This window comes from Mesorhizobium sp. M8A.F.Ca.ET.057.01.1.1, from assembly GCF_003952565.1.
Lineage (GTDB): Bacteria > Pseudomonadota > Alphaproteobacteria > Rhizobiales > Rhizobiaceae > Mesorhizobium.
Genome location: NZ_CP034454.1, coordinates 5,162,156 through 5,173,198 on the forward strand (window position 1 = coordinate 5,162,156; position 11,043 = coordinate 5,173,198).

The following is an 11,043-nucleotide window of genomic DNA, read 5'->3' on the forward strand; positions in this document are numbered from 1 at the left end:
CAAAAACGGATTCATTTTTGGTGCGCTGATGATGCTCAAATGCAAGCGCGAGGCCGGTAGCCGCCGGCAAAGAAAAGCCCGGACCGCTCGCGGCACTCTGGCGTGCCGCGAGCGGTCCGGGCTTTCAAATGACAGGCCGGATCGCTATGTCCTCAAAACGCTGTTGTCAGCGACTATGATGGCTTCAGTGCTTGCCTACCTGGCCGGGAGGGCCGACGTGAATATGGTTCTTGTCCCCCAGCCATTGCCCGGTTTTGATCCACCCGATTTGGCAATCGCCCTGGAGTTCAAGCTGGTGCCGAGCAAAAGCGTCACAGCCGGCGGAGTAACTGCCGCAAAACGCCCCGCCTTCTTGAGAAAGTCGCGGCGCGCTTGAGCCTCCGAGACTAGGGTCTCCTGCGTCCGTTCCGACCGTTTTGTGCCTTCCGGTGACATGTCAAATCTCCCACAAACTTTCTCAAATTCACGGATTCATCTTATGCCTTCTGATCCAGCGCACTAGTTCTCCAAAAGGCTTAGATTTTCGTGCGAGGGTCGAAGAGCGTACGAGCGATGCGCCGCAAGACGTCCAACGGTCCACGTCGCGCCAAACCGTAGGCGCGCGAAAACCGCCATATGCCCCACATCAAATTACCGGCCAGGCGCAGAGGGGCGCCAATGATGGGGTGGGTCGCCGTGAAGACGCGCCTCCAGTGCTGGAAACGGACGATCGGGCGTTTTGCACATTTTGCCGGGATTCGGGTTCCAAAGAAATGGTGCATGGCCAGGAGCTGGGTTTCGAGCGCATTGCGGGCGCTTCGATCCGACATGGAACCATGCAGTGACATCCAGTCCACGTCCTCGTTTTCCGCCAATCGAGCCAAATCATGAAGGTGCCTGAGATCTATCCTTCCGCGCCAATAATCTCCCTCCTTGAGAAGGTCGTGTACCATCCAGTGCATGGCGCGAGACTGAGCAGGAGGAATTTTCACCCGAAGGCCGTGTCGCTGGATGAGCTTGGGGGGTTGATAGCAGTCCGCTCGGGTAGATCGGAGCTCCAGCATTCCGGCGTCCTGCTGGCGGGCCATGCCTCGACCGCCCGCTACATCGACGTAGCCAAGCTCTTCAAGACAGTCTCTGGCGACCGTCTCTTGGCGTGGATTCACGGCTAGATCGAGGTCACTCGTCATCCTGCTGGGGACCAGGCCGGCCGGCGAAAGGAACAGGGGAACGGCCCCTTGAGCAGGAGCGGAGAGATATCGCTGCGGTTGAGGGCGGCAACGGCTTCACCCAGTTGGGTACGCAACCGCAGATTCCGTTCCCGATTGCAGTCGTGAACGAACCGAAGGTACTCGCGCACGTCCTCTGGTAGCTGGTGGATTTGTCCGGCGCGCGCCAGGGACGAGAACAAATCGGGTGTAAGCAGAGTGCGATTTGCCAGAGCAATCACGGCCTGCCAGTCAGCCCTGTCCGTCGGAGTGCCGCGAAGTCCGGCGACCAACGCCTCAAGTGCGTTGCCCCTGTTGCCCCTGCTTATCATCGACACGCTTTCGAGATAAGGCGCACCGCATCATCAAGGCTCGAATAGGTCAGGCAATAGGTTTCCGTCGATTCGATGAGTTGGGTCAGCGCTTCGAACGCGGTGCCACTCAGCTCTCCGCCGGGCGCAAGCGCGCCGTTGAGAAGGCCGCGCAATGCGTGAGCTGGATCGATCGGGTCCAGGCTAGCTTTCGAGTCACGACCTCGACGGAGCAGGACCACACAGCCAATGGGCAGGGGAGCGGGAGGCAAGGGCACGAACGCCTTGGGCACGGCAAATCGTACACGCTTGCGGTCAGGGCGGCGACAGATCGGAACGGCATCAAGGCCGGAGCAGTATTTGGCCAGCAACGGCCATGCTCCCGCCTTGACCGCCGGGGCAAACGGAAGGCCAACGCCATGCCCCTAGAGTCCAGCAGCGTCACATCATCGGCGACAAAGCCAAATCCTGCATGGACCAATGCCAAGGTCAGCGTCGTCTTGCCCGCGCCCGGATTGCCACAAAGAAGGACGACGCGTTCATTTCTGAGAAGCGCAGCCGCGTGGAGGGCAAGTTCATATGCGCCGTAATCCAGAACCTCGGTCAGCAATTGCCCCTTCAGGATGACGGCTAGTTCGTCGAGGGAGCAGGACAAAATCCATTCGCCATCCCGCAGCAGATGGACTCTCCCTCCCTGCCCAACCACCTCGAGCAGTACGTCGGCAGTATCTCCTTTGACCTCAAGGTGGCGAAATACGGAAATCGCGGGAAAGGCGCAGGCTGCCGGATAGACGATGCGTATGTTGAGGCCCGCGACTGCGACCACCTGGCTCACGAGCTCTTGAGCTGGTGACGGCGACAAAGGCGCGCACGGCCGTATCAGGCCAAGCCGCTGCCAATCCGCGAGCGCTGCCTGGACATGCCTGCTTGCCTCAAGCCTATCAACACCACCGCGCGCCATCTCTACCGATATGGCTTCCGGTGGCATGCCTTCTTCAAGAGAGCGCCAGATGTCGGCAGCAGTATCGTTGACGGCGAAAATGGCCTGCCGGGATGGGCTGAACAGGATGTTTTGTCCCCTGACGCGTACCAACCGCCCTAGCATCACAAACGTCGCGGAATTCCAATCGGCGGGGCCTGATGCGACAGTTCTGTCAATCGCCTCGTATTGATTCATCGCCGTGAGGGTCCAAAATTTGTTGTTGCCAGCGGGTGCATTCAATGGGTGAGCGCCAAATGCCTTCGCAGTTGGAGTAATCGTTGCCGAGGGCTGCGACGTCTCACAGCACTTCGTCAGAGAACCGGGCCACGTCCTGATGCGCCGCGATCCATTGGGAACGGGCCTTGTTCCAATAACCGCGGGCGTCGGCGCCTGTCAGCAATCTGAAACCAGACGGCGGCGGCGGCAACGCGGAAGGGACCGGCTCGTCGGGCAGCCACAGCAGCACATTGTCTCGGCTTTCAATGGTCAGCCGCCATGTTCTTTCCAGGCGACGGAATCCACGCATGTTGGCCGCAGCCAATGCAAAAACCGATTCCGTGATCCTCAACCTGGGTGACTGATCGACAGCTTTGATCGGCGCCTGATGTGTGATTTCGCCCTTGGAGAGAAAGGCATGCATGCAGATGAGGGATCTGTCGACCCGCACGGTTTCTTCTGTTCCGTCCCGTTCGTGCGAAGCAGGGTCCAGGCTGATCCCCGAGAAACATCCGTCAAACAGGCAATCTTCAACGATGCCGCTGAGGAGATAGTCATTCTCCACCGCATCATCCCTGATTTCGCTGAGCCAACACCCTTTTAGCCGAAAACCGTCGGCGTGCTCGGCGAAGCGAATGCCGTCCCAGCAGCGACGGGCACGCACCCCCTCTATTGTCGCATCTGTGGTTCCGTCCCTGACAAGCAGAGCCGCGCTGTTGCAGTAGGTGTCGCGCCAATCAGATGTTAGCGGCACCTGGCCGTCGAAGCGGCCGCCGGCGAAGCGAACCCCGGGACAGTTGCGGATGACGACGGGATAGCGATTGACCGGCAACGGCCCCTCGTCGCAGCCCATCGTCGCGCTGGGATCGCTGTTTCTGCTGTTGGCGACTGTGAAGGAAGCATTTCGAGCGTTGATTGTTGCTCCCGGCTGCAGGTTCCGAATCGATTGCTGCTCGAAGCCATAGTCACCTGCCAGAACGAACTCCTTGCCTCCCGGCGTTTGTCCGCCTTGCGCTTGGCACGAGCCCGGCAACAGAGCGATTAGAGGATACAAGCCGGCAACGCCCATGAATGAACGGCGGTCCATTGTGGTGCTCATTGGCGTGCCGAACCGCTCAGCCGATGTCGTTCGAGGCAGGCCGGAAGCACCACCTCCAGAACCCTTTCGGCGACATCTTCGGGCGATGCCAATCTTTCGACGTCGACCGCCGTCAGCACGCCGACGTGATCTTCCGTTTCCATTCTCCCCTCAAGGTCGGCCAAAATCTGGCGGCAAGCACAATCCGCCGCCGACCAGAGATGACGGCCACAGTCAGGAGATGCCCTTTGTATCCGCGATGACCTATCGCCCCTTTTCAGAAGTCGACTTCGTGCTAGGCCTATCTCGCCGCGCAGATGGACAAAAACCATGTCATGCACGCCAATGGCGAGCAGGATGTCAACCCACTTTTCGGAAGTTTTCCGATGATTACTCTTGAGCAGTACGGACAGAAACCCCTGCAAAATCCCCTGGTCCATTATGATGATAGTGTTCTTTCCTTGCCTCTCGGTCTGAATATAGGCAACCAAAACCGAAAGGTTCCAGATAACCCTGAATACATCGACAACCGATGATTGCCCACTTTCGATGACAAAACGTGCAATTCGGGCGAGCAGCGAGCGAAACTGACGGTCCTTGAGCCTTGGGGTAACAATACCGATCCTGTGGATTTGGCGGTCGATGAACGCTCTTGTCCCCCAAGCTAATTGCACATCGCCTGCCAGCGGGCCGCACCGCCGCAAGTCGTTCGCCAACAGGGTGGAGGCGGTGGTCTTTCCGATCCCAGGGAGACCAAAAAATTCCACGAATCGAATGTCTGTTTGAAGTGGGCGTGGTTCGACGCTTGGCGGCAAGCCTGCCGTCAGGTCACGGACTGTGTACGAAGCCATGGGGATCAGGGGTAAAAGTTGGTTTTCCGAAGATTGAAAAACAGTTCAATATTGAAATAGCTGGGACACTGGACCCACATACAATTTCGGGCGCTGAGGGCCGGTCTGCAGTGATCGTTGGATGCCGCGGTAGAAGATGAGCAAAGCCAATGGCAGCCAGAAGAAAGGCGCAGTTGATGGACCGAAGGAGTCGCTCATCTGATTTGCGATGATGTAGTTCCACAGGGAAACCGACGTTCCAAGCACCATCACATTCACTTCCGCCGCATGGTCGCCCCCCCTGTCATTGCCGAACAATGTGCAGAACACGACCCTGACCAGATATGCCATGACCACGAGAACCAGCATCGACACCAACGCCAAGCCGGGCACTCCCAGTGTTCTAAAGAAGTCAATGAACAGATTATGGCTGTGGGGTGCGATATCTTCCACCCATTGCCCTGCCCCCACACCCATGAACGGGTGCGACAGGCCGAGATCGATCGATATGGACCACAGTCGCTGCCGCGATACCACCGAATGCGCCTCGCCTCCGGAAAGTTGAAGGGCCAGCAGGCCGTAAGCCCGTGGATTTAGGAACTGCAATGTCAGCAGGCTCGCTTCGAACAATATCGGAGCGGCAATGGTTCCCACGATTACTTTTAACGGATTCTGCTTTCTTCTGATCAGATATATACTGTATAGCGCAAAGAAAAGACCAAGGCCCGCCACTCCGAGAACGAAGTTGGTCTTCGAACCCGATTTCACCAAACCCAGGAGCACCGCAGCGAGGCACCCCATCAGGAGAAGTCGGTGCCGGCGGGATGTGACCAGCTTCGCCGCGACAAGCGGCAGACCAGCCGACAACGCGATCCCGAGTTGGTTCGAGTGCTTGAAATAGCCTTCAGCCCGATCGGCGAATCTGGCATCGCCCAGCCCGATTGCGACAAGACAGGATGTTACGACAGTCATGATGACTATGGTCGTCACAACCCTGTCGATTGCCACGAGACCCTTCGGTCTCATGGAGATCGCCGCGACCGCTGGAATGATCGCGAAGCCAAACACTTGTGAGAAAACCGCGCGCATCGTCCTCATCGGATTGTCTGCGTAGAGCATCGACAGTAGAGAGAGAACGATGATGACAGCAGATATCGTCAGCACCGCAGTCGTCAGGGCGGATTCAATCCGATGGAGGCGTCTTGCTGTTTCCGCATAGGTACCGACACTTAGCAGAGCGCATAACAGTGCCAGCAAGAAGGAAAGCGAGCCATCCGTTCCGGCAATCCGCGTGGCGCCAGGGAACCAGATGGACAGGATCAGCAAAAGGACAGATACCTGAAGCATAGGTAAAATGTCACACTAGAGGCATCATGCGGGAACTGCGCGCCGACGCAGCCTCGCCTTGATGCGCATCGTCCAGCGCCTTGTTGTTCTGAATAGCTGCACTGATAAACACAGGCTCAGCGTCCCGGATCATAAATCACGCATGCTGCCGCACGGCGGGTGAATTTCCGCATACCTATTTCCAAGCAGCGTAGGCTCGGCGGGTGGACAAGGAAATGAGCGAAAAGGGGGCATTGGGACAGGGTGCCCTACGCCTTTTGTGCAAAGCGGCTGAGATGCAACGATTTGCCGCCACTTGATCGAGCGTCGGCCAGGCAGTGCAGTCGGATTGAGTGTTGGTACGGATTCGCAGATATGGGAGACTTGGTCACGGCAGACTGAGTCTTCCACGCCATAGGAGATCGCCGTGCTTTGGTGCCCTGTCGCGGTCGCTGTGATCGGCGTGTTGCTGGGATTTCGTTTTCGAGCAGCTGCGCTCATCATCATGACCGCAGTAACTGTCGTGGGCGGCGCTCTTTCAGGCGGCATCGGCGGTGTGTTCGATTGGCATCGCCTGCTTTCAATCCTGCTTCTCGTTGTCGTTTTGCAGTGCGCCTACTTGCTCGGCCTCCTTCTTGGCGCCATGTGGCGCCGTGGCATGTCACGTGAGCAATGACGGGTCCCGGCTGCCCATTTCGTTGAGGCCGGCGCTGGACCTATTTCGCTGTGCCAAGGCACGACGTGCATGAGACAAGAATTTGCGATGCGCTTTATTCAAGACGCTTGGTCGAATTTCATCACGACGAAGACAGTCCGGACGAGTATACCGACATCGGCCCACAGGGACCATTCCCGCACATAGCGGCTGTCGATGGAGACACGACTGGGATAATCCGTTGTGTCTCTGCCGGTCACCTGCCACAGGCCGGTTAGACCCGGTCGGGTTTTTAGATAATCGATCGCACAGGAGCCGTAACGTTGCAGTTCGTCGGGAACGACCGGACGAGGGCCGACGCAACTCATCTCGCCGCGCAGCACGTTGATGAGCTGAGGCAGCTCATCGAGGCTCGATTTTCTGAGGATATGCCCCAGGAATGTGATGCGCGGATCCTTCTTGAATTTCCAATTCTGCTCCCACTCCTTGGCGGCTTCGGGATTGCTGGCGAGATAGTCGGCGAGGACCCGCTCCGAGTTCGCGATCATGGTCCGGAATTTGTAGCAGGCGAAGCGCTTGCCATTGAACCCTACCCGGGTGTGGGAGAACACCACCGGTCCCCCGTCAGTCACCAATATCAAAAGGGCAACCACCAGCATGACCGGGGCGGCAAGGACAAGCGCGATCAATGCGACAGTCATGTCCATCATTCTTTTGGGCCGGCCTCCAAGCGGACGGAGGTTTTGGCCGATGTGGATACCAGCTCTGTGGCGCTTTATGTCGAATGCGCTGATTGTCATGGGATTTTACCAAGAAACGCTGTTGGTGTTGCTGCCCAACTTCACAGCGGCTTGTCACTCTTCGCAAGAGAAGCAAAGGTGGTAGCGGCGTACCCGACGCCCATTACTCCTAAGCCTGATCCACGCGTCGCCGGCGTAGTGTCTTTAAGCCTTCTGATCAAACGGCGTATCACCTAGCATCCGTTTGCTGCGGTAGCAGTTCGGGCAGGTTCGGCTGTATTGCCAGAGCCTGCATTGGACCTGGCTTAGCCGCCAAGAGATCAGAGTGCCAACCAAATCCAGGCAGTCATGCTCGTGGCGATACAGGAACCACGTTTGCTAAATGCGCGAGGCCGCGAAGGGCTTCCGTAGGAAATGCACGTGCATCGTGCCTAGACAAGATCCAGCAGGGCGGTTGATCCGCTTAGGGACATTGCAGGCTTATTTGATAGTGGAGCGCGCAAGGTAGTGCCCAGCTTGATGCCTTTACCACATGATTTTGTCGGAGCGTCGTCTGCTCGTGATGTTCTCGAGATCGACCTTGCCGAAATGCTTGCTATCGTGCGCAAGCAAATAGGCTTGCTTGATCTCGATCTCTCCGGCCTCACCGTGGTCGTTGGTGCCACGACAGGATATCAAGCTGTGACTGCAACAGCCGCGGCGCTCGCCAATGCCAGCCGTGTCGTCGCGCTCACGCGCATATCTTCCAGACATCCAACCCTGGCGGCCATCGCGGATGCGACCTTGGCATTTGCCAAGCACGCCAGGGTCTCCAAACGCGTTGAAGTGACGAACCGCATCGACAGCCGCAAATGGCATGACGTCGACGTCGTCACGAACTGTCCGCAGGTCGCCCCGATTTCGAGATCGCTCATCGAACTCTTACCCTCGCATGCGATTGTTTCGCTAATGGCTGAACCATGGGAGCTTCGTCCGGGCGTAGTGGACTTCAACGCATGTGACGAGGCCGGCATCAAAGTTGCGGCTCCCAATCTCAGCCACCCAGCCATAAACCTGCTGCCGGAATTCGCGCGGTTGTGCTGCATCTTGCTCGGCGATGCCGGTGTCGATCATCGTGCCGCGAGGCTCGCCATCGTCTGTGACACGCCCTGTGCCCAGTCCCTTGAGCGTACGCTAAGCGAGGGTGGGGCGAGAGTAAGTGTCTTTTCGCACCCCATGCTCCTGACCGACGATGCATGGGATGTGATCGTGGTCGCGATGAGCCCAACTGACAAACCACCAATGGACATCAACTGCCTGGGCCGTATTGCCCGGAACTCTCACCAAGCGCTACTGGTGCAGTTCAGCGGCGGGGTCGATCGCTCAGCCGCCAGCTATTTCGGCCTCAGTATCTGGCCACCGAAGCGACCCACCCGTGGTCAGCTAGGCCTTCCCCTTGACGTACTCGGACCGTCTCCAATGGTCCGCAGACTGACGGGTGGGCTGAAGGCCGCCGAAGCCGCATATCGAGGCGCGGAGCTAGGAGGGGACAGCGTTGGATTTCTCGTAACAGCAGGTTCCGCGACGGTTGACTAAGAACGTGACTAGACACACGCCGAGCCAGCCCGTTTCGCAAAACCGCTCGGACGAGACCATCGACCTTAGATCAGAACGGCGAACCCGTGGTCCCGCCCTAAACGCACCTGGCAGTTATTGCCAGGGCCGGCCAGGCAAAGACCGATCCAGCCAGTCTTCAAAGCAACATTTGTCTAAGCTTGTACGCTACCTCGGTGCGGTTCGTAGCCTTGAGCTTTTTCATGATATTTCGGATGTGGACTTTGACGGTGCTCTCGCAGAGATTGAGCTCGTAGGCTATTATCTTGTTTGCTTTGCCTGTCCTGAGCGCCTCCACAACCGCAGCTTCGCGTGTGGTGAACATGCCGGAGAGCGGACGGACACCGTTTGCGGTCGAGTGGATGATCTCTCGCAGCGCCAGCACGCAGCTGGCGGGCACAAAGATCCCTCCGGCACGAGCAAGACCAATGGCCTCGGCTGCGACCTTCACCGTCACGCTTGTGGGAATATAGCCTCGGGCGCCGCATTCGAGAGCCGCGAGAACCTCCCCCGGCTCATCGGAATCCACCACGACGATTACGGGTACGGTGCCAAACTCGGAAATTAAGTGCGCAAGTTCCGCCCGAACATTCTGGTCCGTGACCTTCCTGGCGCCAAGAATTACGAGGATAGCGGATGGCTCCTCGTCCCCGGCAATGTGCTGGATTTCGTCAAGCGATCCTACCGCGCTAACGCGCAAGGTGGGATTGTGTTCGATAAGGCCGCGCGCAAGGCATTCACGCTCAAGCGCTCGCTTGTCGACAATCATGACCAAGCCTTCGCTTGGACGTCCTTCGTCGAGATCGGATCTGCCAAGACCATTCGCGTCCGGCAGATGTCCATTGTGTAACGGTCTTGTTGCATCGTTCCAAAAATCGGAAATTTGGGGGTGTGCCATCGCTTTACCTACTCCTCTCCATCGCGCTGACTTGCTTTTGTCCTCTTTGGTTTGGCTCCCTCGCAAAGCATGTCAAAGGCGTGAACTGATACGCTCATCGTCTGTCAGGCTGATTAGATGTTGACTGAAGATTGGATTCAAGGAGTAGGACATACGCCGTCCCAACGCACCGACGTATGGCTTCCCCGCCCTATGAGGTAACCCAACCTGGAAGGGCATACTACGATGCTGTGGAAAAGGCGCATTAATCCTGGTTAACAATTTGGTAATTATATCTTAGGTGACTAATATATTCAAAGGTATGACAACCTGTAATTGCAGATAATTTTCCCGCACTAATAAGACGAGTACGCAACCATCCTGATCTGATTAGCAGAGACTAGCAATTCACAGGAAATGGGACCGCGCTTTGATAACGCCTTACTGACCTCCCCTGCCGGTGCCACGCTAGCGTGCTTACCTCAAGCGGCACATTTGACATCCGTCACGCAGCACTCCAGGTACAGTGGGCTTGTTCGATCTTTTGGTTGCTTTGGCCCCATGACGGAAAGGATCAGATCGCCAAGATCGGCGCCGCTCCAATTTTCGCGTGTAAGAATATCATGCGCTTTTAGATTGCCAGTGGCGAGAGGGGCCGATTTTGAGAGACCGTCGAGAATGGTCTGCATATTGACAAGTTCTGCCTCGACCACCAGCGAGACCTGTCGTGCCGTCTGCAAAGCATCCCGTCCTTTTTGAGTCCGCAGTCTAAAGCAGAGTGGCAAGCAGCGAAACGACAAGCGTTAGCTGTGACGAACCGAAGGCGCTGTCGCCGCCGCTCCTCCTCGTCCTCGGTCATAATCAGCACCAATGCAAGGTTCGACTTCGGTCGTCACCGGCCTATCGGCCATCGGCTGCCCCCCCGAATTGTCGCTCTCGTACGTCGTTCGTATGCTTTGCGCGTATTCAGCATGAGCGCATATAGTCCCTCAGCCCCCGGCGCCGTTTCTCACAAACTGCCCGTCGGTTAGGCCCGGTGTCCTAGCCCCATCCCAACAAAGGGGTGCCGGGCCGCTCCATCAAAGCCCCCGTTCACTAAAGGCCCGTCGCCCCATTTGCGAAGCGACGGACCCTCGCCCCAGCCCACACATCTATCAACGCAATTGCGGTGCCAAGCGTACTGACCCATAACGGGCCACATTTGGCCTAGCGGATGGGCTTTGATCATGATGATCCTGTTGCAGCGTC

The 11,043-nt window shown here is 57.6% G+C and carries 12 protein-coding genes; 4 read left to right on the plus strand and 8 right to left on the minus strand.

Features of this window, described 5'->3' with window-relative positions; all coding sequences use genetic code 11:
• Positions 1-28 precede the first annotated feature (28 nt).
• Positions 29-376 (plus strand): hypothetical protein, encoded by a 348-nt coding sequence (locus EJ077_RS24605; protein ID WP_208697005.1) that lies wholly within the window; start codon positions 29-31, stop codon positions 374-376.
• A 490-nt stretch (positions 377-866) separates the two neighbouring features.
• Complete coding sequence (locus EJ077_RS32400) at positions 867-1,151, plus strand: hypothetical protein (RefSeq protein WP_245458539.1); 285 nt, start codon at positions 867-869, stop codon at positions 1,149-1,151.
• 14 nt (positions 1,152-1,165) lie between these two features.
• On the opposite strand, the gene EJ077_RS32405 is transcribed toward EJ077_RS32400, so the two are convergent.
• The 5 genes from EJ077_RS32405 to EJ077_RS24630 all read right to left on the minus strand — a co-directional run bounded on the left by EJ077_RS32405 (position 1,166) and on the right by EJ077_RS24630 (position 5,951).
• Positions 1,166-1,519 (minus strand): nucleotidyltransferase family protein, encoded by a 354-nt coding sequence (locus EJ077_RS32405; RefSeq protein ID WP_245458540.1) that lies wholly within the window; start codon positions 1,517-1,519, stop codon positions 1,166-1,168.
• A 109-nt stretch (positions 1,520-1,628) separates the two neighbouring features.
• Positions 1,629-2,675: a PqqD family protein gene (locus EJ077_RS24615; RefSeq protein WP_245458541.1), complete on the minus strand. Its 1,047-nt coding sequence runs from the start codon at positions 2,673-2,675 to the stop codon at positions 1,629-1,631.
• A 103-nt stretch (positions 2,676-2,778) separates the two neighbouring features.
• Positions 2,779-3,783, minus strand: coding sequence for a hypothetical protein (locus EJ077_RS24620; protein ID WP_208703119.1), 1,005 nt, complete (start codon positions 3,781-3,783; stop codon positions 2,779-2,781).
• Positions 3,784-3,791: 8 nt separating this feature from the next.
• Entirely contained in the window at positions 3,792-4,541 is a 750-nt protein-coding gene (locus EJ077_RS24625) for a hypothetical protein (RefSeq protein WP_208697007.1), read from the minus strand.
• 129 nt (positions 4,542-4,670) lie between these two features.
• Positions 4,671-5,951, minus strand: coding sequence for an O-antigen ligase family protein (locus EJ077_RS24630; protein ID WP_208697009.1), 1,281 nt, complete (start codon positions 5,949-5,951; stop codon positions 4,671-4,673).
• Positions 5,952-6,384: 433 nt separating this feature from the next.
• Here EJ077_RS24630 and EJ077_RS24635 point away from each other — a divergent pair, with 433 nt between their 5' ends.
• Positions 6,385-6,606 carry a hypothetical protein gene (locus tag EJ077_RS24635; protein ID WP_208697011.1) on the plus strand — a complete coding sequence of 74 codons (222 nt, stop codon included), beginning with the start codon at positions 6,385-6,387 and terminating at the stop codon, positions 6,604-6,606.
• Positions 6,607-6,704: 98 nt separating this feature from the next.
• On the opposite strand, the gene EJ077_RS24640 is transcribed toward EJ077_RS24635, so the two are convergent.
• Positions 6,705-7,286: a sugar transferase gene (locus tag EJ077_RS24640; RefSeq protein WP_245458542.1), complete on the minus strand. Its 582-nt coding sequence runs from the start codon at positions 7,284-7,286 to the stop codon at positions 6,705-6,707.
• A gap of 555 nt (positions 7,287-7,841) precedes the next feature.
• Here EJ077_RS24640 and EJ077_RS24645 point away from each other — a divergent pair.
• Positions 7,842-8,900 carry a hypothetical protein gene (locus EJ077_RS24645; protein ID WP_208697014.1) on the plus strand — a complete coding sequence of 353 codons (1,059 nt, stop codon included), beginning with the start codon at positions 7,842-7,844 and terminating at the stop codon, positions 8,898-8,900.
• Between the two features lie 157 nt (positions 8,901-9,057).
• Here EJ077_RS24645 and EJ077_RS24650 read toward each other — a convergent pair whose 3' ends face one another.
• Together EJ077_RS24650 and EJ077_RS24655 are read right to left on the minus strand one after the other, a co-directional pair.
• On the minus strand, positions 9,058-9,816 hold the full coding sequence (locus tag EJ077_RS24650; protein WP_208697015.1) for a LuxR C-terminal-related transcriptional regulator: 759 nt from the start codon (positions 9,814-9,816) through the stop codon (positions 9,058-9,060).
• A 461-nt stretch (positions 9,817-10,277) separates the two neighbouring features.
• Positions 10,278-10,535 (minus strand): hypothetical protein, encoded by a 258-nt coding sequence (locus EJ077_RS24655; protein ID WP_208697016.1) that lies wholly within the window; start codon positions 10,533-10,535, stop codon positions 10,278-10,280.
• Positions 10,536-11,043 lie beyond the last annotated feature (508 nt).

Excerpts from the sequence above, each read along its gene's own strand:
- EJ077_RS24605 (WP_208697005.1), top strand. The coding sequence starts at position 29 with ATGATGCTCAAATGCAAGCGCGAGGCCGGTAGCCGCCGGCAAAGAAAA.
- EJ077_RS24630 (WP_208697009.1), bottom strand. The coding sequence starts at position 5,951 with ATGCTTCAGGTATCTGTCCTTTTGCTGATCCTGTCCATCTGGTTCCCT.
- EJ077_RS24620 (WP_208703119.1), bottom strand. The coding sequence starts at position 3,783 with ATGGACCGCCGTTCATTCATGGGCGTTGCCGGCTTGTATCCTCTAATC.
- EJ077_RS32405 (WP_245458540.1), bottom strand. The coding sequence starts at position 1,519 with ATGATAAGCAGGGGCAACAGGGGCAACGCACTTGAGGCGTTGGTCGCC.
- EJ077_RS24650 (WP_208697015.1), bottom strand. The coding sequence starts at position 9,816 with ATGGCACACCCCCAAATTTCCGATTTTTGGAACGATGCAACAAGACCG.
- EJ077_RS24615 (WP_245458541.1), bottom strand. The coding sequence starts at position 2,675 with ATGAATCAATACGAGGCGATTGACAGAACTGTCGCATCAGGCCCCGCC.
- EJ077_RS24640 (WP_245458542.1), bottom strand. The coding sequence starts at position 7,286 with ATGACTGTCGCATTGATCGCGCTTGTCCTTGCCGCCCCGGTCATGCTG.
- EJ077_RS32400 (WP_245458539.1), top strand. The coding sequence starts at position 867 with ATGAAGGTGCCTGAGATCTATCCTTCCGCGCCAATAATCTCCCTCCTT.